The sequence below is a fragment of the Streptomyces sp. NPDC050287 genome (genome assembly GCF_044459385.1).
Lineage (GTDB): Bacteria > Actinomycetota > Actinomycetes > Streptomycetales > Streptomycetaceae > Streptomyces.
The window spans coordinates 136,760-160,664 of sequence record NZ_JBITIY010000005.1 but is presented as its reverse complement, the minus strand read 5'-3'; the positions used below and the strand labels follow the sequence as shown (position 1 = coordinate 160,664).

Here is a 23,905-nt window from a genome sequence, read left to right as displayed (position 1 = left end):
CGTACTGGAAGTTCCATACAGAAGGTGATGAATCCATGGTGCAGCTGACCGCGGGCGGTACGCCGCCCGCCCTGTTCGGGGTCGCCGCGCGGCTGCCCGCACGTCGGCCGTCGTCGGCGCGGCGCACGTCCGACCTCCAGGTGACCCCACATCCGACCTGGGACCAAGACCTCCTCGTGCGGGCTGCCGCGCGCGACGCCGTCGTGGATGGACACGGCCGCCTCACGGAAACGGCGTCCGCGCGCCTGAGCGCCGTACTCGACAACGGGTCCGTGCTCTCCCGGCTGACGGCGCCGCTTCCGCGATCCGTCGTCGAAGCCGTGACCGGCCACCCCACCGTCAGCGGTTTTCGCGCCGGGCTCCGGGCGCTCGCGGACGCGGGGCTGCCGCCCGACTCGCTCGACGCCGCCCTCCTCGACGACCTGCCGACGGTGCGACTGGTCTCGGGCTACGGCAGGATCGCGGAGCTGGGCGAACCACCCCGGCCGCGGCCCACGCCCCTGGTCGGCGTCTGCACGGGCTGGGCCGCGGACGGCACCGCGCACCGCCTGTCACAGACCGGCGGCCACCTCCTGAGCCGGACGCCCGAGGCCCCCGACTTCCCCGCGATGCTCGACCACCCCGCCGACTTCCATCTCGAACACCCCTCACGGTCCAGCTCCATGCACAGGCGCCGCATCCTCGAAGTCGCCGCGCAAGGACAGGAGTTGGCCATCTACGAGTACTTCAGGGACAGCCACGTGGATCGTGACGGGCGCGAGGGCTCCCTGCACGAGTACGAGCTGCACGCCGTGGCCGACCGGGACTCGCTCGTGCTCTCGGCGATCACCGTGACCCCGCGGGCCCTGCCGTTCCCGGAGTGCCCGCTTGCGTCGGGCAACGTCCATGCCCTGCTGGGCACGTCCCTGCGTGCCGCGGACAGCGAGGTCAAGGCACGCCTGCCCGGCACCCTCGGCTGCACCCACCTGTCGGACGTCCTGCGCTTCCTCAGGTTCGTGGAACCGCTCGGCGCCCGTATCGCGGGAGGAGGAGACTGATGGAGCAACTGCTTCAAGAACTCAGGTCGTTCCTGGACGCGGAGGTGCCGCGGTTCCGCGAGAAGTGGGGCGACGATGCCGGCTCCTGGGAGGCACGCTGCGCCTGGCAGCGCACCACGGCGGGCGGCAAGTGGCCCGCCCCCGCGTGGAGCGAGGAGCACGGCGGCCGCGGCACCTGCGTCGCCACGCTCGCGTCGGACGACGTGCACGGCGCTCGGACGACCGTCTCGGACGACGCCGCCGGAGGGCGGCTGAGCGGGGCGAAGACGCATGTGCTGGACGCGCACATCGCTGATGTCCTGCTCGTGACGGCCGTGCGGGGCGAGCGGGTCCAGCTGTTCGCCGTGGACCCCCGCGCGGAGGGCGCCGAGCTGCGTCCGCTCACCGTGCTGGACCATACGCGCAAGCAGTTCCGGGTCGAACTGACCGATGTGAAAGGTCAGTTGCTGGACGAGGACTTCGGAGCCGGGCTCTCGCTCACGCTGTACGTTGCCGCGGTCCGGTTTCCGGGAGACCTCGGCCACGGTCCTGAGCGAGGCGGAGCTGACCGCCGACGACGTCGACCACTCATGGTCTACGACGCCTACGCGCGCATCCCCCTCTACGGGGTGGAGGACCTCGGATGCGTCGGACGGGGCGAGGCCGTCGTCTTCATCGAGAGCGGGGCCACCCGCCCCGGCGACTCCCTGCCGATGAACACCAACGGCGGCGGACTGCTGTACACGCACGCCGGCTTGTCGGCATGTTCGCCATCCAGGGCAGTGCGTCAGTTGCGCGGGGATGCCGCCGTACCCGTCGAGGGCGTGCGCACCAATCTCGTCCAGGGCATCGGGGGCCTGTTCAGCGCCGCCGGCACCCTCGTCCCGTCCCAGTTCTCAACCATCGCACCCACTACCGGATTGGCGGTACACCATGCTCGACGAATTCTCCGAGGCCGGACTGGAGTTCAAGGTCGCGGACGGCATCGCCTGGATCACGCTGAACCGCCCGCACCTGCGCAATGCCGTGCACAAATCGCTGCGTAACGCGCTGATCGCCGCGATCGCGGAGGTGCGCGACGACCCCTCCATCCGCGCGGCGGTGGTCACCGGCACGGGCCGGGCCTTCTGCTCGGGCGCCGACCTCGGAGAGGCGGACCACATCGAGATCAGGCCCGAGCGGCGGCGTGGCGCACAGGCCAACATCGCCCGCGAGGACGGCCGTCGGTACGGCTGGTGGCGGCTGATCCGCGACGTCTGGGAGAACGAGAAGCCCTTCGTCGCCGCCGTGAACGGCGCGGCCTACGGCTTCGGCTGCAACTTCGCACTCGCCTGCGACCTGGTCATAGCCGCCGAGTCGGCGAGCTTCTGCGAGGTGTTCGTGACGCGCGGGCTGCCCGTCGAAGCCGGTGGCGCGTATCTGCTCGCGCGTTCATTGAGCCCGGTCCGCGCGAAGGAGATCGCGCTGCTCGGCGAGCCGGTGAGCGGGCGGCAGGCGGAGCAGTGGGGCCTCGCCAACCGGTGCGTCCCGGACGACCAACTGCTCAGCGCCGCGGCGGACTTCGCCCACCGACTGGCCGCAGGACCGACGATCGGCCTGGGACACGTCAAGGGCCAGATCAACGACGCCTATGACTCGTCGTTCGACCAGGCCTGCAAGAACGAGGTGACCCTCCTGGGCCTGGGCATCGGGGAGGACGCCCAGGAGGCCCGGCGGGCCTTCGAGGAGCGCAGGGCACCCATGTTCCGGGGCCGATGAAAATACAGAAAACCGTACGGTAATTAGTACTGCATAGAAAGGGCCGGTGCCACGCTCCGCGACTGCGCAACAGAGGAAGCGTCGCGATGGCAGGACTCGCAGTGGGAACGCATCCGCACCGCTGGGGCGGCGCGGTCGAGATCGCGAGGCTCTCAGCAGCCCCGACGTCGAGGTCCGGGCCCGGCCGACCTCCGCCGGACGCCCGTTGCCGTCGGTCAGCGTCGAGATCCGGGACGGGGACGGCTGGCCCTGCCCGCCCTGCACCGTCGGAATGAATCACGTCAGGGGTCCCCGATCGCGGGGGAGTTCCGCGGGAGCGGACCGGTCACCGACGCCGACGACTGGCTCGCCACCCGCAAAGAGGGCATCTCGACACAGACGCCTATCTGTTCGCCCGGGGCCGTGCCGACGACACCATCATCCGGGGTGGCGAGAACATCGCCCCGGCCGAGATCGAAGCCGCGCTCCAGCGTCTCCCGGACGTCCATGACGCTGCCGTCCTCGGCATACCCGACGACGAATGGGGTTAGCGGATCAGCTGCAGCTCGGCGGTGATCACGCGGTGCCCGGCGCCCAGAGCGCCGGCGATCAGTGCCGGGCCGATGACGTCGGTGGCGTACCCGCTGCGTGGCGCGCAGACGGCTGGGAGCAGCACGTGCGTGACCTGGCAGCCGCGGCAGCGTACGCGGGTGGGCCGGACCACCAGCCCCGCACCGTCGGCCTGGTGGATGGTGCGGGGCCGGGCGAAGCCCCACAGGGCGTACGGTCATCCGCACGCACAGGCCAGCCGGCCCGCGGCCACATCCGCGCGGGCCTGTGCCACGTCCGGCACCATGATCACGGCACGGTCCTCGGCTCATCCAGGCGGCATCCCCGGCCACGCCGGCACCGGGCAGGGGGAGTTGGTGTTGCAGTCTGCCGCCTGCACAGACCACCAGGGCCGGAACTCTCAATCCGGGGCAGCGGCGACACCGTGAACACCAAGCGGGCCATCCACGGTGCGGTGGCCGGCGGCGTGGTGTGGGCGTTCACCTGTCGTCGCACACCAGCGACTCCCCCTCGCCGCACCCGATCCCCCTGGCTCCCGCCGGGAATGACGCCAAGACCGGCTCTCAGCTCCATCCAGAATGGCGCTCAACAGTCTGACCCGCCACCAGCACGACCCCGACGTGCGGGATGCCCCCCTACGGTTTGCCGGCGTCCTCCGTGTCCGCGAACAAGGCGTCCGCGGCCACGGCGAGCTCTTCGACATCGGCCGACACGGGGCTCACCAGCACAGGAGGCGAGTGCCTTGTCGGCTTGCGGGATTGACTCACAGTGGTACGGTAGTGCCGTAATGCTTACGGTAATACTTACTGAAAAACTTACTGCAAACGCTCGGGGCGGGTAGCCACACAAGGTCTTGGTCGTGGAGCGGACTGCCGAGCTACCCGCCTCCGCGGGGCGAATCCCGTGGGCAGTCGCACTCGCCGGCACTCGGGGGCTCCCACGTCGCGTCACAAGTCGGTGTTACTGAGAGGAAGAACTAATGGCCACACCCACATCGGGCCGGCTCGATGTTCATCATCACGTGATTCCCCCCGCTTTCGAACGTTTCGCGGGCCCGTCTACGCAGTGGTCGGCCGCGTCCACGCTGTCGTGGATGGACGATCACCGTGTCGCCGCAGCGGTGATGTCAGTGTCGGCGCCAGGTCTCCCGTCCGCTGCCGACGAAGGCGGTCCCCGACTGACCCGGGAAATCAACGAGTTCACCGCAGAACTGGTCAAGAACCGCCCGGACCGGTTCGGACATTTCGCCAGCCTGCCCATGGCTGATCACGATCCCGCCAGCGTGCTCGATGAGGTCGGCTACGCCTTCGACACCCTGCAGGCAGACGGGGTGGTGCTGATGTCCAACGCCGTCGGCATATACCTCGGCGACCGGCTGTGGGAACCGGTTTGGGAAGAACTCGATCGTCGCCAGGCCGTGGTCTTCATCCACCCCACGGCCACCGGACTCCGACCCCTCCACGGCCTTAGCCCAGCGGTGGTCGATTTCCCGTTCGACACTGCTCGTACCGCCGTCGACCTTGTGGTTTCCGGAGTGATGCACCGCCATCGGCACGTCAAGGTCATCCTGTCCCATGCGGGCGGATTCCTGCCCTACGCGGCACAGCGCTTCGCCGGAATCATCCCGGTTCTCAGCTCGCCGAAGTCCACTCCGACGACCCCCGACGCCATCCTGGCCGGCCTCAAACGCTTTTACTTCGACACCGCCTTGTCGACCGGCCACGACGCCCTGAAATTGCTGGCCTCGTTCGCTGAACCCGGCCACGTGCTCTACGGCAGCGACTGGCCCTACGCCGGCACTGCAGGAACCGCATACTTCAATCATCTCCTGGACACCGCCGACCTCACCCAATCCGACCGCGAGGCGATCGAACACCGCAACGCCGAACTCCTCTTCCCTCGATTCGCCACCTGACCGGAGCAGCCCAGCCCGCGGGGCTGCTCCGGTAATGGCCGGGAGCCTGGCACGCGGCGGACAACTGACTCAGGTCGGCCGTGAACGGCGGGACCGGTGTTTGAGCACGGCCGAGACATACGGCGGCATCATGGTGCCCCCAGTTGTCACAGCGCGCTCGGCCCAGTCCTGGCTAACCTTCGCCGTGATTGCGTTCGGAACGGGGCACGAGTGGCCCGTCCCCGGGCGCGAGCCCTCATTCGCGAGGCCCGGGCGAGTGCCTGGCTTCATCGGTGAACCCGAGGATCGCCCGGTCCAGCAGGTCAGCGATAAGGGTCTCCAGATATTCGGGCGACGGGTCGGTGTAATGGAGCACCAATGTGTCGGGAAATTGATCGAAGACACCGCCGACAAAGATTCGGCTGGCGCTCAGGTGCATGGGATGGCCTCGCCGTGATCGGCTGAGTGCCAGAAAGAGCGCTCGCCGAATGGACGTGGCCACATGCGCGCGCATGCCTTCCATGGCAGTGGTTGCCGGCCTCCGCTCCCGCCAGGCGCGAATCACCCCACGATATTCGCTGCTCGCCTTCAGTGTGGTGCGCACCCACTCCTTGAAGTCGTTCGTATAGTCATTCTCGTTGACACGTTCGAGGCGAAGCGCACCAGCGATCAGGTCGCGGGCACACATCTCGGCCAAGGCTTCCAGTAGCTCAACCTTGGTGTCGAAGTACTTGTAGAAGGTCCCTCGCGCGAACCCGGCCGTACGAACGATGTCGTCGATGTTGGTCTTCTGGTATCCAAACTCGGCGAAGCATTCCCCACCTGCGCGCATCAGGATGTTCACCGTTTGGACGGCTCGAGCGGTCAGGCCGGCGACCCGGTCTGAGTATGGGGTGGGCATCGGCCCCAGATCACGGGAGGCAAGTTTGCCGGTGATACGGTGGTTCTTCCATGCCCGTGGCACGGTACGATCCCCGCGTGTCACGTCCACTGGAGTCTCCGGAAAAAGCATGAGCTGCAGTGATACGGAGAAGTAGTAACGCAGCTCCTCACTCGGCAGCCGGGTACCGCTGCCGGATTCCTTGCTCGCATGGTCCGCATAGTTGAGATAAATGATCAGACTCGTCAACATGTTGGCGGCATCACGGGGATCGACTCCCTTGACGCCGCTACTCGAAAGCCAATCCGCTATCCGCGTGTTGTACGTTTCATTGAATTTTGCTACCAGGGGCCGTACCGGCGCTCCCGGAGTGTCGATATTCGACCATTCGCGGAACAAAATCTCGTACCGCTCGTATACCTCAGCCCATCGGTCGAGCCACCATCGAAGGTTGCTGAAGCCTCGCTCCGTGGCGCTGAGCGGTTCTAGGTGGCGAGCAAGGTCCAGCAGTGACGCCCCGCATTCTTCCAGAAGTTCGATGAAGATTCTTTCTTTGCTCTCGAAGTATTGGTAGAGCGTAGCGCGAGACATCCCGGCTTGGTCGGCGATATCCTGGATCGTCGTATTGTGGAATCCCTTTTCACCAAAGAGCGCCAGTGCGGTCTGCAGGACGTTTCCGACCGTGGTTGCACCGCGGTCCCCGATAGTGATGCTGTTCGGACCGTAACTAGGACGCCGTTCCATTGTCTGATTCCTTTCCGCTGAGCGACTGTCGAGCGGACCGAGAGCCTTCGCCCTGAAGTGTATAGGGTGTCAGACCGTGGAAGTGGTAAGCGGCAAGCCAGGGCACCGCTAGGCCGGACAGACTCGACGCCACTCATGCTCGAACAGGAACGGAGTCCATCTACACAAACAGGTGTCGCTTTCATCCGGCTGGCAGTTCCGTCATGGCGTCCTCGTCAGTCGGCTCCCAGGATCATGGTGCCGCTCGAGCAGAACCATCCTCCTGTACCGCTTACGCAGGCCAATCGGGCATCCGCTACCTGGCGAGCACCGGCTTGCCCCCTGAGTTGGCGCACCGCTTCAACCATCAGGAAGAGCCCACGCTGACCCGGATGCATTGCGGAGAGGCCACCTCCATCGGTGTTCGTCGGCAGCGCCCCGCCGACGCGCAGCCGGCCGTCCTGGACGAAGTCCCCGCCCTCGCCCTTCTTGCAGAAGCCCAGGTCTTCGAGATTCACCAGGAGCATGGAGGTGAAGGCGTCGTAGATCTCGCACACATCGATTTCCTGCGGCGTGACGCCGGCTCGTTCGAATGCAAGAGTGCCCGAGATCTTCGCGGGTCCGACCGTCACGTCCTCCCATTGGCTCGTCGACATATGGGAGATGGCCTCCCCCGTCCCGAGTATCCACACCGGCAGACCAGGTAGATCCTGCATGCGGTCCTCAGCCACCAGGACCAACGCGGCGCCTCCGTCGGAACGGATGCAGCACTGCAGTTTTGTGAACGGGTCCGCGATGACTCTGCCGGCGAGCACCTCCTCCACCGTCAAGGGAACGCGGAACGTCGCGTCCGGATTGAGCGAGGCGTTGTAACGGGCCGAGACCGCGATCTCGGCCAGCTGCTCCGCAGTGGTGCCGTACTCGTACATATGTCGTCGCGCGGCCATGGCGTACTTACTGATGACGGTGTGGCCATACGGCGCTTCCCACTGCAACGGGCCTCGCGACCCCCAGTCCAAGGTGGCCGTGCGCAGACCGTTCTTGATGTCCGAACGGGAGGAGGAGCCGTAGGCGAGCAGGACCACGTCGGCCCTGCCCAGGGAAATCGCGTCCGCAGCGTGCGCGGCCATCACCTCCCAGGCCGCACCACCCACCGCGGTCGAGTCGATCCACGTCGGCCGGATACCGAGATGCTCCGCAACATCGACCGGAGGAAGGGCGCCCAGACCCGTCGATGCGAACCCGTCGATCTCGTTCGGAGCCAGTCCGGCCTCCTCGACAGCTCGTCGTGCGGCCTCGCTGATGAGCGCGTACGGGTTGGTCAGCTGGTCGTCTCCCACGCCCGAAAGACCTACTCCCGCGATCGCTACCCGTCGAGTCACGCGTCCTCCATTTCCAGCACTCGGGACAAGTGCAGGTCTCTGCTGCCCAGCTGGAGCGCCAGGACAGTTGCTCGTTTCGCGGCAAGGTGGAGGTCGTGCTCCCAGGTGTAGCCGTTTCCTCCATGCAGCTGGATCGCCATTCGCGCGTTGTCACTCGCCGCCCGTGCAGCTATCACGCGGGCGACGGAGGCCTGATAGGCGACGCCCCCGTGTCCGGCTCGGAACTCGGCGGCGGCATACAGGAGCTGGGACCTGCTCACCTCGCCGTGCATCGCCGTATCGGCGCACGCGTGCTTCGGCCTGGTAGGCACCGGTCGGCAAGACGAAGCACATTGCGCCGTTCCGGACGGTTCAGCATCAGACGACGACCTGACGCCTTGGCCGACGGCGTAGGTCGTGTGCAGCAGGTTCGTTGGCACGCTCATGGTCTGCGGCCCGCCGCGTGAAGACCGGTCGACGGTGCCCAGGCACAGTTGACTCCCCGGCCACTTCCCTTCGATTTGATATACATACTGTCAGATCCGCGTTTGCGTCACAACCATACGGCTGGCGACTCATCTCGCCATCGAGACGCCCAGCTCCCCCACGGCCGCCGCCCTGGGCGCCCATTCGTCGCACGCCACAAGTAGAAGACAAATCTGACAACAGTGTCTACGATATTCCAAGTGGGCGAGCGATGCCCCGTCTGTTCACACCGGGCGGACCGCCTATCTGGTTCGGCGGCAACGGCCGCAGCACGGAGACGTGCGTCGGAACTCGGCGAGGGCTGGATGCCCTTGCCGCAAAGCCCGGAACCGGCCGCAGTCACCAGCTCGCCGACTCTCGACCCCCTCTCGGTCCTCGCGGAGCAAGTGGCAGAGATCAACGTGGTCTGTGCCGCCGCTGGTTAGCGCCCGGCCGAGGTGATGACTCGACTCGCCGAGTACGGCGGCGCAGGGTTCACACGTGGTTGCTGATCGAGCCGGTGAGCCGCTCGGTCGCCGGCTTCGAACGTGACCTGACCACCATCGCCTCCCAAGGAGCCGGACGTCCCGGGAGGCCACCACATCGGTTCCAAGATCTGACATCCTATCTACTGCACTGGAGTTACTTCCCCACGACACTGCCGGATGACATTCGAAAGGCCGACGCAGACATGAGGGCAGGGCGTTCAGCAGGAACTCAGACGCAGGGAACATCCGAAGCTCTGCCGGCGACGGACGGACAATGGTCGCCGACGCTGTGGGAGTCACTCGTCCACCGTGCGGATCTTGATCCAGGCTCAACACTCGTGTCGGATGAGCACGGCAGGACCCTCAGCGCCGGGGCTTTCGCCGACGAGGCCGAACGCGTCGCAGCCTGGCTGTACGCACGAGGTGTTCGCGAGGGCAGCGTCGTCTCGTGGCAACTACCGACCACGATCAACGCACTCCTGGTCTCGGTAGCACTCTCGCGCCTCGGTGCCGTCCAAAACCCGCTGGTCACAACGCTGCGCGAACCGGACGTCGAGTTCATGGTTCGGCAGGCGGGTTCTGCCCTCCTTCTGGTGCCAGAGAGCCAGCCACGGTACGACCATGCGTCGATGGCACGTCGGCTCGAGGGCAGGGTGCCGGGTCTCCAAGCGCTGGTACTCGAATCAGCGCTTCCCCATGGCTCCTCCGCCCCGCTTCCCCGCGCCCGCGGGGCGGCTCCTGACGACGTGCGCTGGCTCTACTACACGTCAGGCACCACGGCGGTCCCGAAGGGAGCCCGCCACCGCGACAGCGACCTCGTCGCCGCCGCGCGAACGTTCTGCGCAGCCGTGTCGCCTGGTCCGAACGACGTCATCTCCTCCATCGCACCGGTCGCCCACATCGGGGGATTGGTGTTCTTCCTCGGCGCGGTACGGTCGGGGGCTCACCTGGTGGTCACCGAGAGCTTCGCGCCCCTCGAGACCGCTCGGCATCTTACGGCCGCCGGTACCACTCTGTGCTGTTCCGGTCTTCCATTCGTCCAGGGCTTCCTGGAGGTCCAGCGGCAGAATTCAGAGACCCGCTTCTTCCCCGACCTGAGGGCTTTCCTGATCGGAGGCGCCCCCCGCGCCAAGGCCCTGCACGAGCAGGTGATGGAGACGTTCGGAGCCAAGATCGTCTCTGGCTATGGCATGACCGAGATGCCCTTGATCAGCATGGCAACCCTCGACGACAGCCTCGCGCACCTTACGGTCGCTGACGGCCGACCCAGTGGCGTCTGTCTCAAGATCACCACGCCAGACGGCGCCCCCGTGCCACCAGGAGAGTCGGGCGAGGTCCGCGTTCGCGGAAACTCGCTGATGGCTGGCTACGTCGACGCGAACCTCGATTCGGAGGCCTTCGACGAGGATGGCTACTTCCGCACCGGCGACCTGGCACGCATCGACGACGAAGGCTTCCTCATCGTCACCGGACGTCTCAAGGACATCATCATCAGGAACATGGAGAACATCTCGGCGCGCGAACTCGAGCTGGCCCTCACCGAGCACCCTGCCGTCCGGGAGGTCGCCGTCATCGGCCTCCCGGACGACAAGACCGGCGAACGCGTCTGCGCGGTCATCGTACCGACCGGCGAGCCGCCCTCCCTCCAGTCGCTGTGCGACTTCCTGGACGGGCGCGGCGTGAACCGGCGGAAGTTCCCGGTCCAGCTCGAGACGGCCGCCGAACTACCGGTGAACTCCCTTGGAAAGCTGATGAAGAAGGAGATCAAAGACGCAGTGCTCCACCGCACCGAGGCAATCCCGCAAGCAGGAACTGTCTGATGCGATACGAGACCATGCTGTTCGAAGTTGCCGCGAGCGTCGCCACGATCACGCCAGGGCGGTTGCAAGTTCCGGGGTCGTGCGGCTGATCGGGTTGTGACCGGTTGGGGCGCATAGCAGAGCAGGCACGGGCTTCGTGATCATTGTGGTGTCTAAGCCCGATGATCATGAGGTGGCCCGTGCCTGCTGCTGCATCCTCTCCCATCCCTGCCGTGCTGGTGAAACTGGGGCCGCTGGACACCGGCCGGATTGCCGACCTGCGCCCGTACTTCGATTCCGTGCCCGACCCGCGCGCCCGCCGGGGCCGGTGGTACTCATTCACAGCGATCCTGCTGGTGTGTGCGTGCGCGGCCGTCTCGGGAGCGAGGAGCATCGATGAACTCGCCGAGTGGGGCCAGCGTGCTTCGAACGCAGTCCTGACAGTGATCGGGATCCGCCGCCACCTGCTCAGATGGCGGCGCGCTCCGGCGTCGGCCACGATCGGCCGTGTGCTGGGGGCTGTTGACGGTGACGCCCTGGACCGGGCGGTCGGCGCCTGCCTGGCCGACCGGCACCGGGCCGCCACCCAACCCGCCCAGGCGGCGTCGCCCTCCGCGTCCGGGCGCTCGCGCGCGATCGCCGTCGACGCAAAGCACTCAAGGGATCAGCCCGTCTCACCGCGACGCGCCGGCATCTGCTCTCCGCGGTCACCCACGGCACCCTCGTGCCCCTCGCCCAGGTGGAGGTCGGCGCGAAGACGAACGAAACCACGCACTTCCGGCCGCTGCTGGCACCGCTGGACCTGACCGGCACCGTCGTCACCTTCGACGCCCTGCACTCGGTCAAGGCGAACATCTCCTGGCTGGTGGAAACCAAGAAGGCCCGCTACATCACCGTGATCAAGACCAACCAGCCCACCGCCTACACCCAACTCGCCGCTCTGCCCTGGCAGTCCATCGCAGTCCAGCACACCGCCTCCGGGACCGGACACGGACGCCGCGAGTCCCGCTCGGTCAAGACCTGCGGTATCGCCGACGAACTCGGCGGAATCGCCTTTCCCCACGCCCGCCTGGCCATCCGCGACCACCGCCGCCGCAAGCCCACCGGCAAGCGCGAGACCCGTGAGAGTGTCTACGCCGTCACCAGCGAACTCCTCGCACCACATCAGGGACGTCACCTTCGCCGAGGAGGCCTCCACCGTCCACGCCGGGACCGCACCACGGGCCCTGGCGACCCTCCGCAACCTCTCCATCGGCGTGCTGAAAACCCTCGGCGCCGACAACATCGCCAAGACCACCCGGGCGATACGCGACGAGCCCCACCAAGCACTCCCCATCCTGGGCATCACCAACGATCCGGACAGCTACGGAGCTTGATCAAGCCCTGCGATCACGCTCAACCGGCTCGAACGGCTTAACCGGCAGATGACCTTGGACATGACCGCTGCCTGGGCGGAGGTCCGAGGAGACAAAGACATCCACGCGGTCGTGCCGGGCGGCTGGCGGCCGAGCGTTCTGCACCGGTCTCGACCCCGATGAAGGACCGAGGTGGTTGGAGGAGCCGATCTTCAACCAGATGGACCCGGGTCAGTGGCTCGGGCCACGCGCCCAACGTCTGGAAGCGTGTTGTTGTCGCCTTTCAGGGCATGGCCGCAGGCGGCCGGATGTACTTCATCAATGAGTCCGACATCGTCATCGCCTCGGAGGGGCGACCTTCTTCGACCCGCATGCCGGCGTCGGCATCGTCTCGGCACCGGAGCCGATCGGCAGGCTGCATCGCGCCCGCCGGGCGACGTGCTGCGCTGCGCCCCCGTCGGCAACGACGAACGGATCAGGGCCAGAACGGCCATGGGTCTGGGACTGGTCAGCGAGGTGGCCGCCCGTGAGGGACCTCTGGTCCATGCCGAGACGCTGGCAGGGACAATCGCCACACGCCGGTCGGACGCGGTGCAGGGAACCATCAAGGCGATCTGGGAAGCGCTCGACGTGCCTGCCGGCGTGGCCAAGCAGCACGGCATGACGTATGTCCAGCTTGGCAATGGGACCGAGCCGCCTGGTACGGCTGCAGGCCGGGCACCGTCACAGACGCTGCGCTTGGGCGAGCGAGGCGGGGGACGCGGCGCCGCCCGGTCCGGATGGCGCCGCGTCCGCCGTAGGTCAGCTTGTGGACGCCGCGGACTCCGGCACGAACAGGTCCGCGGAGCCTTCGAGAGCTGTCTCGCCCGACTGACGACGAAGCCGAAGCTCAACGGTAACGGCGCTACCTCCCTCGACCGCGGCGACCGCGACGACCTCCCCCGAGCATTCCAGGAGATCACCAGGCCAGACCAACTCTCGGAACCGGACCCCGAATCGCCGAATCCAGGCCGGCTCGAACCAATCAGAGAGGAAGGAGCCCAGGAGCGCGGCGGAGTTCATGCCCTGCGAGAACACGGTCGGGTAGCCGGCCTGCTGGGCGAAATCCTTGTCGTAGTGCATCGGATTGAGGTCTCCTGATGCTGCCGAGTAGCGCACGATCGTCTCTGACGTGATGGGGCCGTAGGTACGTGGCTCGGCACGCTGACCGACTTCCGGTGTGGCGACGTTCATGCGTGCTCCCCCTTCGGCGCTGTACCGATGTAGGTCGCGCTCATCTCCGCGACAAGCCTTCCCGACTGGTCGTGGAACTCGGTCGTCACGGTGACGAACTCCATCGTGCCGCCGCGGCGGCCCTGCTTCTGGTAACGCTCGGTGAGCTGCTCCCGGGCGGTGAGGGTGTGGCCGACCCGGGGAGGTTCCCCGTGGAAACGGAACTCCTGCCCGCCGTGCAGGAGCCGGGCCCTCGGGATGCCATGGTCGATCCGGTTCTCCTTCGTGGACCAACGGTGCGACGTCACCAGGAAGGTCGGCGGAACGACCGGGGCAGCTCCCGCGAAAGCGGGGTTTCCCGACTCCATGGCCTGGACGAACGCTCGCACCGCCCCGAGCTCTATAGGGAACTCAAATGACGGTGGCGTCAGATGTGGGGCCTCAGTCACGCGGTTTCTCCCTCATTGGTTGCCTAGTAAGTGACGATGATGCCAGAATAGCTGACATGAACGACGACCAGGCAGTGGACACCCAGGCCGATGTGGTTGACGAAGAGGCAGCGCACGCTTCGATCCGTTCGGAGCTGTCGGATGGGATCCTGACCATCACCCTCGACCGGGCCGCCAAGGGCAACGCGTTGCGACCGTCGGACCGGCAGCAGGTCATCGCGCTACTCCAGAGCGCACACGAGACCGCCGCCGTGCGGTGCGTCGTCCTGCGTGCCGCGGGGCGGCACTTCTGCACCGGTGCGGACGTCACCGGCCTCCGCCGAACAGACGCCGAGACGGTTGTCGGGGAGGTCAGCAGGCGAATCATGGGCGGCGCCCAGCAGCTGATCGCTGCCGTCTTGGACTGCGACAAGCCAGTGATCGCTGTCGTCCAGGGTGCGGCGGCGGGGATGGGAGCTCACCTGGCCCTCGCGGCGGATTTCGTGATCGCCACGGAGGAAGCGGTCTTCATCGAGTCGTTCGTTCTGCGCGGCATCACGGTCGACGCGGCCGGCGCCTACCTGCTCACTCGTCACCTCGGCATGCGCAAGGCCAAGGAACTGGCCCTGCTCGGCGACCGTCTTCCGGCCGAGGACGCGTTGCGGCTCGGACTAGTCAATTGGGTCGTGTCCGGTGACGATTTGGCATCCACGGTCTCCGCACTGGCCACCAGGTTGGCCGCGGCCCCCACCACCGCACTCGCGCTGACCAAACGCCTCTTCAACGTCGCCCTCGATCAGGATCGAGCGTCCTCCTTCGCCTTCGAGGGTCTGATGCAGGAGGCACAGAGCCACTCCATCGACTCCACGGAGGGCGTGGCCGCATTTCTGGAGAATCGCGCGCCCGTTTTCCGTGGCGTGTGAGAAAGGATCTCTCGTGACTCGTGCCGACCGCCGGGACCTGCCCACCGTAGAGCCGGACACACAGCCATACTGGGACGCGATCCGCGATCGTGGCGTCCTACTCATCGCCCACTGCACGGACTGCGACCGGGTGCACCACTACCCGCGTCCCTTCTGCCCGTTTTGCTGGAGCTGCGCCGTCGAGCCCCGTCCTGCCAGTGGCCGCGCCTCGCTTTACACGTTCTCCACGGTCTATGTCAACGACTTGCCGCCGTTCGCCGATCGCGTCCCGTACGTAGCCGCCCTCGTCGAGCTCGAGGAGGGGCCCCGGTTGATGACCACCATCGTGGACTGCGTTCCAGAGGACCTCCACATCGGGATGGCTCTGACCGTCCGGGCCGAGCCGCTCGACGAAACATTGTCGGCTCCGGTCTTCGTACCTGCCTGAGTCCGCGCTGTCCTCACCGCATCACCGGCACGCTGGCGACCACACCGGCCGTGTCACCACAAGGTGACAAGACAAGAAGGAGAATCACCACCTCATGCCTGGACTGTTGGATGGCAAGGTCGCCATCGTCACGGGAGCCGCGCACGGTATCGGCCGGGGTCATGCCCTGGAACTGGCCAAGCAAGGAGCGGCCGTCGTCGTCAACGACCTCGGGACGACGATCTCCGGCGACGGATCCGGCCGCGACGCCGACGTTGTCGTCGACATCATCCGGTCACGCGGTGGACGAGCCATCGCGGACTACGGCGATGTCGGCGACGAGGACCAGGTCGAGGCATTGGTCGATCGGGCTTGGACGGAGTACGGGCGCGTGGACATCCTCGTGAACAACGCCGGCATCGTGCGGGATCGAGCCATCTGGAACATGCCGGTCGCCGATTTCGACCTGGTGATGCGCGTGCACGTCCGCGGAACGTGGCTGGCGTGCCGTTCGGTCGCCCGCCGATGGCGCACGAACGCCAAAGCCTCCACGGGTACGACGTACGGCCGCATCATCAACACGGTCTCCGGTGCCGGGCTCCTGGGTCACTTCGGCCAGTCGAACTACGCGACCGCCAAGTCGGCGATCGCAGGCCTGACGCTGACCCTCAGTCTGGAACTGGCAAGCATCGGAGTGACCGTCAATGCGATCGGGCCCGGTGGCCTTACCCGTCTCTCCGCGTCCGGCAAGGATGACGTCGTCCCCGAGCCGGACGAACGTCCCGAGGACTCCTTCGATCCCCTGGACGCCTCCCTTTGCTCCCCTGTCGTCGCGTGGCTCGCGAGCGAACAGGCCAGCCAGATCTCCGGACAGGTCATCCGAGCAATCGGCGACAAGATCTATCTCATGGGCGGATGGACCGAGGACGCGGTCGCCTGCAGCAACGAGCAGCGCTGGGATGCCACCAGACTCGGTGAGGTATTCGGCACCGAGATCTTCGGGACACGAGCGCGTGGACTCCGGCTGGGCGGCTGACCGCGCGGTGGGAGAAGGTCCGTGACCGGAGGTGGCGCAGCCTGCTGACCACCGGTCGGTAAGACACGGCTCGTTCTCCCCCGACGGAGGTCCGGTCGACGAATTCGCTCAACCGTGGGCTTCCATGGAACAGGGCGGACAAACTGCCTACGCAGCATCAACTTCACCGATTGGAAGGCCGCTTGCTGCGACCTCGCACCCGATCCCGGCTGCGGTCAGGTGCCGGTACAGGTACGAAGCCGGTCGGCCGGTCTCGTAGGCCACCACCACCGCGCCTGGCAGGTCGCTGACCCAGTAACTCAGCTGCGAGAACGCCACGCCGGAGCGGATGTGGTCGCCGCCGGCCGCATGATGCAGGCGTCGCTGGAGCAGGTCGCCAACTGTGCCTGGTGCAGGAGGTCTTCGCTGGCGCAAGCTCGCGATCTGGGTCGCCGCCGCGGAACAGGCCCTGAGCATGGACGACGTGTGGGAAGGGCTGTGCCTGTTCCTGGAAACCATGTGCGAACTCCAGGCCCGCGACCGGGGCCTCAACGACTTCGCCTCGATCCGGCTGCCTGAGAACGTCTGCCTGGCCAGCCAGCAGACCCGGATCCATGACCCGGCGTGCGCATCGTCGAACGCGCGCGAGAGCAGGGCCGCCTACGACCCGACCTGGTACCCGAGGACCTCGCCTTCGTCATCTGGTCCCACAGCCGGATCATCGAGGCGCCCGACGGGATCGCCCGCACGCATGGCGCCGCCACCTGTACCTGATGCTCGACGGCTTCCGCGCCGAGCGCGCCCACCGACGCCGCACCCGAGACGTGGCGTCGGCTCGTCGCCTGCCTCATCCATCGCCTGGTAGGTGAATTGGTCGAAGAGCGCGTCGTAGGCCATCGTGTCGACCACCATTGTGTAGCAGTACTTGAAGCGGGTCCCGGACTTCGACAGCAGGTGCGGGGCCTGGCTCATCGACTGCATGCCGCCGACAGCGACGACATCATGCTCCCGGACACGGATCATCTGGTCGGCGGTGGCGATCGCCTTCACCCTGGCCACGCAACCTTGATGAGTGTCACCGCCGGCATCATCATCGCGTTACCGCCCTTGACGGCGACCGTCGAGCGGTGTTCTGCCCGCATCCGGCCTGGATGACGTGCCGACGACGCCGTAGTCGACCTGGTCCCCGCCTATCCTGGCCTTCTCCCGCCGGTTCGCGATTCCACCCAGATCGGTGGCGGGCTCTAGCCGGACAGACCGCGGAGCAGCCGGCCCGTCGCGTGCGGGCATCCGCGACGATGACCGCTGTGGGTGCTTCGACTCTTACTACTTGCTCCTCCTGTCGATCAGCGGCCCACGCCGGCGGCAGATGCCGGGGCGGTCTCGGTGGTCACGGAGGCCTTCGCCAACTCGCGCAGCGCGCTCCGATTGATCTTGTGCATCGCGTTCGCCGGCAGCTCCTGGATAACATGCAGAACGTCCGGCGCCTTGTAGTCGGCCAGGTTTCGTCGTACGAACTCCCGCAACTCATCCAAGGTGACCGTCTCACCGGGTACCGGCACCACGAAGGCAACACCAATCTCACCGATAGTCGGCGCCGGAGCAGCGACGATGCTGACATCGGCGACTTTCGGGTGGGTGACCAACAGGCTCTCCACCTCGGCGGGATAGACGTTGTAGCCGCCGCGGATGTACATGTCGCTGGAGCGGCCGGTGAGCACGAGGTTGCCGTCGGCATCGAGATAGCCGAGATCGCCCGTCAGCAGCCAGCCCTCGGAGTCGAATGCCTTCGCCGTCCGTGCCGGGTCGTTCCAGTAGCCGCGCATCACGCAGGCCCCACGGATGCGGACCATGCCGACTTCCCCCTCGTCGGCCAGCACGGAAACCTCCATGCCGACTTGGGGGCGGCCCACGGTGCGGAATTGCACCTCCGGCGGGTCCTCAGGTCGGGTGCCGGCGATGCTCGGGCTCTCCGTCATCGCATAGCGGACCACGAGCGGGCAGCCGAGGACCTCCTTGACCCGCTCCACCAACTCGGGTCGTGCGGGAGCGGTCGCGCTGAGCCCCACGCGGACGGAGCCGAGGTCGAGCTCGTCGATGCCGGGAAACTGAACAAGCTTCTCCCACTGGGTCGGTACGGCGCCGATCACCGTGACTCTCTCCTCGACGATCTGCCGCAGCATGGAGTCCACCGACCATGGCATCACGCCAATGATCACGGTCGTCAGGTGGTGGATCTGGTCCCACAGGCGCGCCATGTAGCCGGCGTGCGGGAATGGTGTGGGAACCAGTCTGCGGTCACCGGGTGTGCTCATCGGTCCGGCAGCGTCGGAGACGGCCTTGAGGTTGCGGTGGTCAAGGTAGGGGCCCTTGGGGTTCCCGGTCGTACCACTGGTCCACATGATCACGACCGGGTCGGCGGGGTTGCACTGGCCACGCGGCGGGTCGACCGCCACGCGAGCGTAGATCCCCGCCAGCTCGGAGCGAAGGAGGGACCGCGGCTCGCCGGGCAGCGGCGGGGTGGCCAGCGTGCCATCACGCACCACCAGCCGTGGCAAGCATGTCTGGGCGATCGCCTCCATCTCCTGGGGCCCGAGCCGAGTGTTGAGTGCGGTGGTGACAGCACCGAGCTTCGCGATCGCCGCGAACACGACGGCGAAGTCACACGAGTTGGGCATCACGAGCGCCACGACGTCGCCCCGGCCGACACCGCGTCGGCGGAGCTCCTCCGCCACCAGGTCGGAGCGGAGATGCCACTCTGCAAAGCTCATCCGATCGTCGGGACCGACGTACGCGTCGCGCTCCCCCTGTTGGGCGGCCGCCGCCGCCAACAGATGGTCGACGGTGTCGAACTCGCCGCTCACCACGAGGGTTTCATGCTGCATGAACTTCCTCTCCGAACGAAGTTATCGAGCCGCGCTCCTCCCCTCGGCACTGTAGGACGGGCGCCCGGGCGCGAGAAGCCTCGCCAGCAGTTCGGCATCCCCCCTACATGTACGAAGAATGCCGGTCGGTGCTCAACCCACATACCGAGACCCCGGTTGCTCAGACCACCGGCTCAGCCGGTCGTCTCCGACCTGCAGATCCTTGTACACGCTGTCAGATATGGCCATACTGGCTATGGCGCACGCCACTCACCGTCGAGTTCGCGGAGGCTTCAGTGCACAACGACCGGCGTACCAATCCGCGCCCTGCGCCCCCGCTAGGCCCGACCGTGCCCACTAGATCGTCCGCGCCAAATGGCGGCCACCGCGGAACGGCCCTCGTGGTCGCGGACACAGAGCTCGGCGCCGCGGCCACATCCAGCGCCTTGGCTGCCATCGGCTGGAAGTGCGTGTGCACCACCGACCTGGACCGGGCATCGTGGCTGGTCTTGGTGCGCAACTTCGGACTCCTCTTCGTCGCCGGCACCTCGGATCCGTGGGCGATCGGCACCGTGTCGCTTCTGAGGCCGCTCTCCCGGGCTCCCATGGTCGCGCTGTCGTCGCCTGGCACGCAGTCCGAGCCCACTTTGCTCAACGCCGGAGCAGACCTGGTGTTGGAGCAGGGCTACTCCGGCGATCTGTTGCGAGCCGGCACCGACGCGCTCCTGCGCCGAGCCATCCCGAACCAGGCCGAGCTGCGGTTCCTGGAGAGCCCGGGCCTCCGGGTCGACCTGCTGGCTCGCAGAGTCACGGTTGACGGCCAGCAGGTCAGCCTTACCCCCACCGAGTTCGACCTGCTTCGCGTGCTGATGGGCCAGCCCTTCGTCGCGATCCGGCACCACGAGATCCTCAAGGAGGTCTGGGACTGGAAGCACACAGACGACCGCAACGCCCTGCGCCTGCAGATCAACCGACTGCGCAAGAAGCTGGAGGCCTCCGGTGAGCGTCGCTACATCCGCGCGGCGCGCGGCATCGGGTACAGCTTCGACCAGCCCGTCACGGAACTGGCCGCCCATCAGAAGAAGGGCACCGGTGTGGAGGACAGCAACTACGTGGCGACCTGGGAAGATCGTCTGAGCACGCTCATCCAGTCGCTCTTCGCCACCCACAGCCGGCTTGAGGCATGCCGGGCCCTCGTTGACCTCGCGGCCGACGACAGCCTGTGTGACGGTGCGGCCGTGTTCGCCCGGCGCCCGGGCTCGAACTTGCTGGATCTGGTCGCGCAGGCCGGGATGCCGGAGGAGTGGCAGACCTCGGTAGCGGCAGGCGTGCCGCTAGACGGCGGATACCTCTCGGCCGACACCTTCAACACCCGGGCGATCCGGCGAGTCGTCGACATCACAAAGTTCAAGCGCCGTTATCCGGCGACGGTAAAGCTGACGCGCTTGGCCGAAACCGAAGTACCCTCGATCCTCTCGATTCCCCTGGCCGATGCCCATGGCACCTGGGGCCAGGTCGGCTTCGTCAGACGCTCCGACAGCCCCTTCACGCCTTTGCAGTGCATAGTGCTGGAGGCAGCCGGAGCCGTTCTCAGCGGCCTGTTTCCACGCCACCTGGGCGAGCCGGACGGCACGCTCGCCGCCATCTGACGCTGTCACCGGGATCATTGGACCCAGTGATCCACGGGTCACGCCAGGAAGAAGTCGGCAGTCCCGGTGATCACGACTCGCCGGTGTGCTGCCTCGCTGCAGTTCTACGGTGGCCAGGCCGCCCTCGGCCCCTCCTCGACGGCAACGACGGTTCCCGAGCAGTTGAGGGTGTCGCCGTAGAAGACCTGAGAGCGGAACCGAACGCCGAAGCGGTGCACGGTCGCGGCACCGAGTAGGCCGGTTGCGTAAGTCGCCGGCAAGGCGCCTGGAGCATCCCGTGGGCGATCACCGTCGGATACCCGGCGCTGCGGGCGAAGTCCTTGTGGTGTAGAGATCCAGACCTGAGCGGACGAGGGCGTCCACAGCAGCGCGACGATGCCTTGGACATGATCGACGCCTTCGTCCACTGGGGCGTACTGATCCTCAGGCATGGCCGGTGACCGTCAGCAGCAGGTCGCGGGGGTCGGGCAACTCGTCGCCGCGCCAGGTCACCATGCCGTCGGGGCGCACCAGCACCCACGGTCGATCGTAGGCTGCGGCGACGGCCGGCTCACTGACTCGGACGACCGTGAGCGGAACGCCGAGACCCGCTGCGGCTGCCTCCGCGCGACCGATGTCGGCCGACGCGGGCTCGTCGCCGAGAACGAGCAACGTGAAGGCGTCACGGTCGAGCAGGTCGATGGTGGCGGTGCCATCGGCGAACCGCACGAACGGGGCACGGTGCCCCGGGCGAGCGGTCTGCACGTAGACGCTGGCATCGTCCGGAGTCGGAGGCGTCCCGTCACCGACGACGATCGGCGACTCGTCGTACCGATAGCCCATCGCCACCCCGAAGGAGTGCCACTCGGGCTGCAGGCGGGCGTTCATCTGGTCCCCCAGCGCCCGGCGCTGCTTCTCCCCCTCGGGCGAGTCCTCGAAGAGCCGGTCCCACTTGGCTTCCTCGACCCACGCGCCGTAGTTGCGACTGGAGAAGTTGCCGTTGCGGATCGCCACCGGCCGACGCTCGGCGTTGTAGGCGTCGATCAGCGATCTGCCACCCCAGCCCTCGATGAGCGCCTGGAGCATCCACGCCAGGTCGCTGACGTCGCCGAGACCGGTATTGAGGCCGTGTCCGCCGGTGGGCGAAGTGGTATGGGCGGCGTCACCGGCAAGGAACAGCCGTCCTTGCGCGAAGCGCTCGGCCGTGTAGTGGCTGCGGCGCCACGGCATCACGCGGTGCAGAATCCAGTCGCCCTCGTCGGTGCCAAGGGCACGGCGCATGGCTGCGTCGTAGTCGTTGCTGTCGGGCTGCTGGCGCTCGGTGAAGCCGACGAGCGTCATCCGCCATAGCTTCCGGCCGTCGACCGATGTGATGTTGGCCCAGGTCTTCCCGTCCTCGCCGACAAACATGAAGCGCTCGGCCCGGCCGTGAGGGTGCAGGTCCTCGAGCGCCTCGAACTCGATCATCGCGCTCACCGAGTAGTCGAGATCGTTGCCCTCGAAGGCGATGCCCGCTGCGCGGCGGACGGTGCTGCCGGCGCCGTCGCATCCGACGATGTACTTCGAGCGGACCGTTAGGTGCTCGCCGTCGGGGCCCTCGACGACCGACGTGACGCCCTCGGCGTCCTCGGACATCGAGCGCCAGACAGCGCCGTAGAGGACCTGCGTCATGCCGAGTTCGAGGACCTTGCCGGCCATCAGCGGGTCGAAAACGTACTGCGGGCAGCGCGCGGGGATCTCCCTCGTCTCGGGAAACGGTATGCGATCCTTCGCCGAGGGCAGCGGGTCGCGGCCGAGCACGAAGCCGTTGAGCGAGGTGACGTAGAGCGTGTCCCGAGGGTAGTCGAGCGGGAACCCGGCGTTGATGATGTCGTCGGCGACGCCCATCTTCCGGAAGTACTCGACGGTCCGCTCGTTGAAGGTCCCTGCCTTGGCGAGTAGCTCGAGTCCGGTCCCGGCGTCGGCCTCGACGAGGACGCACGGGACGCCCCGGAGCCCGAGGTCGTAGGCGAGGGTGAGGCCGACGGGCCCCCCGCCGACGATTATCACGGCGGTGTCGATGCGCTTGCTCATGACGGCTCCTCGCTAGATGATCGCGTCGGTCCGCAGCGCCTCGACCTCGTCGTCGCTGAGGCCCAGCAGGTCGCGGTAGACGGCGGTGTTGTGTTCGCCGAGCTCCGGACCGAGGGCCCGGACGCATCGGGAATTCGCCGAGCACTTCGTGTTTGAGCCGGACGATCGACTCACGTGCCTTGAAGTGCGGGTCCTCCAGCATGTCCTTGGCGCGGTAGATGAGTCCGGCGGGGACACCAGCCTCGTGGAGCGCGTCGAGGAGGTGACCGGATTCCTGCGGACTGCTCCAAGCGGAGATGATCCGGTCCAGCTCCTCGGAGTTGGCACCGCGCGCGTCATGGGTGGCGAACCTCGGGTCCGCGGCAAGCTCGGGCTGGCCCATCACCTCGGTAAGCCGCTGAAAGACCGTGTCGCGGTTGCCGGCCAGCACCGACCCTTCGAGCGCCGGGTAGACGTTGCTCGGCGCGACGCCCGGGAGGATCGAGCCAGTCCGCTCGCGCTGGTAGCCGCCGACCTCCCAGTCGGGAACGAGCGCCTCCATCATCGCAAACACGGACTCGTAGAGGGATGCGTCGACGACCTGCCCGCGGCCGGTGTTCTGCCGGTGGTGGAGCGCGACGAGCGTGCCAAGGGCCGCGAAGGTGCCAGCGAGTTCGTCCCCGATCGAGACGCTCACTCGGGCCGGTGGCGTCACCGGGTCGCCGGTCACGTACCGGAATCCGCCCATTGCCTCGCCAACGACGCCGAAGCCGGCGCGGGGTGCGTAGGGGCCCGTTTGGCCGTATCCCGTCACGCGGGTGACGACGAGGCCACGGTTGACCTTCCAGAGCTCCTCGGGGCTCAGGCCCCACCGCTCCAGGGTGCCGGGCCGGAAGTTCTCGACGAGCACATCCGCCTGCGCGACGAGTTTGCGCACGATCTCCTGGCCTTGGGCGCTGCGCAGGTTGAGCGTGATGGACTTCTTGTTGCGCCCGATGATCGGCCAGTGCAGCGACAAGCCCTGAGGCTTGACCCGACCCCAGCCGCGCATCGCGTCGCCCTCGCCAGGTGCCTCGACTTTGATCACCT

The 23,905-nt window shown here is 67.1% G+C and carries 23 protein-coding genes and 2 pseudogenes; 13 read left to right on the top strand and 12 right to left on the bottom strand.

What is annotated here, in order from left to right; translation table 11 throughout:
• Window positions 1-35: 35 nt before the first annotated feature.
• The 3 genes from ACIBK3_RS19380 to ACIBK3_RS19370 are packed head-to-tail and all read left to right on the top strand — an operon-like array spanning window position 36 to window position 2,774.
• Entirely contained in the window at window positions 36-1,037 is a 1,002-nt protein-coding gene (locus ACIBK3_RS19380; RefSeq protein WP_266586831.1) for a DUF2889 domain-containing protein, read from the top strand.
• Window positions 1,037-2,062, top strand: coding sequence for a thiolase C-terminal domain-containing protein (locus ACIBK3_RS19375; protein WP_266586829.1), 1,026 nt, complete (start codon window positions 1,037-1,039; stop codon window positions 2,060-2,062). The genes ACIBK3_RS19380 and ACIBK3_RS19375 overlap by 1 nt, the downstream gene beginning before the upstream one ends.
• Window positions 1,950-2,774 carry an enoyl-CoA hydratase/isomerase family protein gene (locus tag ACIBK3_RS19370; protein ID WP_266586827.1) on the top strand — a complete coding sequence of 275 codons (825 nt, stop codon included), beginning with the start codon at window positions 1,950-1,952 and terminating at the stop codon, window positions 2,772-2,774. The genes ACIBK3_RS19375 and ACIBK3_RS19370 overlap by 113 nt, the downstream gene beginning before the upstream one ends.
• Window positions 2,775-3,055: 281 nt before the next feature.
• On the opposite strand, the gene ACIBK3_RS19365 is transcribed toward ACIBK3_RS19370, so the two are convergent.
• Complete coding sequence (locus ACIBK3_RS19365; RefSeq protein ID WP_266586825.1) at window positions 3,056-3,262, bottom strand: hypothetical protein; 207 nt, start codon at window positions 3,260-3,262, stop codon at window positions 3,056-3,058.
• Between ACIBK3_RS19365 and ACIBK3_RS19360 the strand changes: the two genes are divergently transcribed.
• Window positions 3,227-3,304 (top strand): hypothetical protein, encoded by a 78-nt coding sequence (locus ACIBK3_RS19360; protein WP_323179432.1) that lies wholly within the window; start codon window positions 3,227-3,229, stop codon window positions 3,302-3,304. The two genes, ACIBK3_RS19365 and ACIBK3_RS19360, sit on opposite strands and share 36 nt — an antisense overlap.
• On the opposite strand, the gene ACIBK3_RS19355 is transcribed toward ACIBK3_RS19360, so the two are convergent.
• Window positions 3,301-3,504, bottom strand: a complete 204-nt coding sequence (locus ACIBK3_RS19355; protein WP_266588554.1) for a hypothetical protein — start codon at window positions 3,502-3,504, stop codon at window positions 3,301-3,303. The genes ACIBK3_RS19360 and ACIBK3_RS19355 overlap by 4 nt on opposite strands.
• A gap of 798 nt (window positions 3,505-4,302) precedes the next feature.
• Here ACIBK3_RS19355 and ACIBK3_RS19350 point away from each other — a divergent pair.
• Window positions 4,303-5,238 carry an amidohydrolase family protein gene (locus ACIBK3_RS19350; RefSeq protein WP_266586821.1) on the top strand — a complete coding sequence of 312 codons (936 nt, stop codon included), beginning with the start codon at window positions 4,303-4,305 and terminating at the stop codon, window positions 5,236-5,238.
• 235 nt (window positions 5,239-5,473) lie between these two features.
• Here the strand turns inward: ACIBK3_RS19350 and ACIBK3_RS19345 are convergent, their stop codons facing one another.
• The 3 genes from ACIBK3_RS19345 to ACIBK3_RS19335 form a co-directional block, all read right to left on the bottom strand.
• Window positions 5,474-6,841: a TetR/AcrR family transcriptional regulator gene (locus tag ACIBK3_RS19345; protein WP_269646739.1), complete on the bottom strand. Its 1,368-nt coding sequence runs from the start codon at window positions 6,839-6,841 to the stop codon at window positions 5,474-5,476.
• A gap of 215 nt (window positions 6,842-7,056) precedes the next feature.
• Window positions 7,057-8,202: an acetyl-CoA acetyltransferase gene (locus tag ACIBK3_RS19340; RefSeq protein ID WP_266586817.1), complete on the bottom strand. Its 1,146-nt coding sequence runs from the start codon at window positions 8,200-8,202 to the stop codon at window positions 7,057-7,059.
• Window positions 8,199-8,462: an acyl-CoA dehydrogenase family protein gene (locus ACIBK3_RS19335; RefSeq protein WP_266586815.1), complete on the bottom strand. Its 264-nt coding sequence runs from the start codon at window positions 8,460-8,462 to the stop codon at window positions 8,199-8,201. The genes ACIBK3_RS19340 and ACIBK3_RS19335 overlap by 4 nt, the downstream gene beginning before the upstream one ends.
• 416 nt (window positions 8,463-8,878) lie before the next feature.
• On the opposite strand from ACIBK3_RS19335, the gene ACIBK3_RS19330 reads away from it, so the two are divergent.
• The 4 genes and pseudogenes from ACIBK3_RS19330 (at window position 8,879) to ACIBK3_RS19315 (ending at window position 12,309) form a co-directional block, all read left to right on the top strand.
• Window positions 8,879-10,954, top strand: coding sequence for an AMP-binding protein (locus ACIBK3_RS19330; protein WP_323179402.1), 2,076 nt, complete (start codon window positions 8,879-8,881; stop codon window positions 10,952-10,954).
• A 161-nt stretch (window positions 10,955-11,115) separates the two neighbouring features.
• Window positions 11,116-11,739, top strand: a complete 624-nt coding sequence (locus tag ACIBK3_RS19325; RefSeq protein WP_323179401.1) for a transposase family protein — start codon at window positions 11,116-11,118, stop codon at window positions 11,737-11,739.
• Window positions 11,658-12,041, top strand: a pseudogene (locus ACIBK3_RS19320) (ISAs1 family transposase); the annotation flags it as partial. The gene ACIBK3_RS19325 and the pseudogene ACIBK3_RS19320, both read left to right, overlap by 82 nt.
• Window positions 12,042-12,060: 19 nt before the next feature.
• Window positions 12,061-12,309, top strand: a complete 249-nt coding sequence (locus ACIBK3_RS19315; RefSeq protein ID WP_266586811.1) for a hypothetical protein — start codon at window positions 12,061-12,063, stop codon at window positions 12,307-12,309.
• Window positions 12,310-13,089: 780 nt separating this feature from the next.
• On the opposite strand, the gene ACIBK3_RS19310 is transcribed toward ACIBK3_RS19315, so the two are convergent.
• Together ACIBK3_RS19310 and ACIBK3_RS19305 are read right to left on the bottom strand one after the other, a co-directional pair.
• Complete coding sequence (locus ACIBK3_RS19310) at window positions 13,090-13,521, bottom strand: MaoC/PaaZ C-terminal domain-containing protein (protein WP_266531832.1); 432 nt, start codon at window positions 13,519-13,521, stop codon at window positions 13,090-13,092.
• Window positions 13,518-13,949: a MaoC family dehydratase N-terminal domain-containing protein gene (locus tag ACIBK3_RS19305; RefSeq protein ID WP_266531833.1), complete on the bottom strand. Its 432-nt coding sequence runs from the start codon at window positions 13,947-13,949 to the stop codon at window positions 13,518-13,520. Before ACIBK3_RS19305 ends, ACIBK3_RS19310 begins: the two co-directional genes overlap by 4 nt.
• A 56-nt stretch (window positions 13,950-14,005) precedes the next feature.
• Between ACIBK3_RS19305 and ACIBK3_RS19300 the strand changes: the two genes are divergently transcribed.
• The 3 genes from ACIBK3_RS19300 (at window position 14,006) to ACIBK3_RS19290 (ending at window position 16,293) form a co-directional block, all read left to right on the top strand.
• Entirely contained in the window at window positions 14,006-14,851 is an 846-nt protein-coding gene (locus tag ACIBK3_RS19300) for an enoyl-CoA hydratase/isomerase family protein (RefSeq protein WP_269646741.1), read from the top strand.
• A 13-nt stretch (window positions 14,852-14,864) separates the two neighbouring features.
• Window positions 14,865-15,278, top strand: coding sequence for a Zn-ribbon domain-containing OB-fold protein (locus ACIBK3_RS19295; RefSeq protein ID WP_266586805.1), 414 nt, complete (start codon window positions 14,865-14,867; stop codon window positions 15,276-15,278).
• 94 nt (window positions 15,279-15,372) lie between these two features.
• Window positions 15,373-16,293, top strand: coding sequence for an SDR family NAD(P)-dependent oxidoreductase (locus tag ACIBK3_RS19290; protein ID WP_266586803.1), 921 nt, complete (start codon window positions 15,373-15,375; stop codon window positions 16,291-16,293).
• A 639-nt stretch (window positions 16,294-16,932) separates the two neighbouring features.
• Here the strand turns inward: ACIBK3_RS19290 and ACIBK3_RS19285 are convergent.
• Window positions 16,933-17,331: a hypothetical protein gene (locus ACIBK3_RS19285; protein WP_266586801.1), complete on the bottom strand. Its 399-nt coding sequence runs from the start codon at window positions 17,329-17,331 to the stop codon at window positions 16,933-16,935.
• 287 nt (window positions 17,332-17,618) lie between these two features.
• Window positions 17,619-19,103, bottom strand: coding sequence for a class I adenylate-forming enzyme family protein (locus ACIBK3_RS19280; protein WP_266586799.1), 1,485 nt, complete (start codon window positions 19,101-19,103; stop codon window positions 17,619-17,621).
• 434 nt (window positions 19,104-19,537) lie between these two features.
• Between ACIBK3_RS19280 and ACIBK3_RS19275 the strand changes: the two genes are divergently transcribed.
• Window positions 19,538-20,785, top strand: a complete 1,248-nt coding sequence (locus tag ACIBK3_RS19275) for a winged helix-turn-helix domain-containing protein (RefSeq protein WP_266586797.1) — start codon at window positions 19,538-19,540, stop codon at window positions 20,783-20,785.
• A 423-nt stretch (window positions 20,786-21,208) separates the two neighbouring features.
• On the opposite strand, the gene ACIBK3_RS19270 is transcribed toward ACIBK3_RS19275, so the two are convergent.
• The 3 genes and pseudogenes from ACIBK3_RS19270 to ACIBK3_RS19260 all read right to left on the bottom strand — a co-directional run.
• Entirely contained in the window at window positions 21,209-22,837 is a 1,629-nt protein-coding gene (locus tag ACIBK3_RS19270) for an FAD-dependent monooxygenase (protein ID WP_266586795.1), read from the bottom strand.
• Between the two features lie 12 nt (window positions 22,838-22,849).
• The gene (locus ACIBK3_RS19265; protein ID WP_266586793.1) at window positions 22,850-23,011 is read right to left on the bottom strand and encodes a hypothetical protein; all 162 of its coding nucleotides are present in this window, start codon (window positions 23,009-23,011) and stop codon (window positions 22,850-22,852) included.
• Window positions 22,962-23,903 (bottom strand): annotated as a pseudogene (locus ACIBK3_RS19260) (CaiB/BaiF CoA transferase family protein); the annotation flags it as partial. The gene ACIBK3_RS19265 and the pseudogene ACIBK3_RS19260, both read right to left, overlap by 50 nt.
• Window positions 23,904-23,905: the final 2 nt, after the last annotated feature.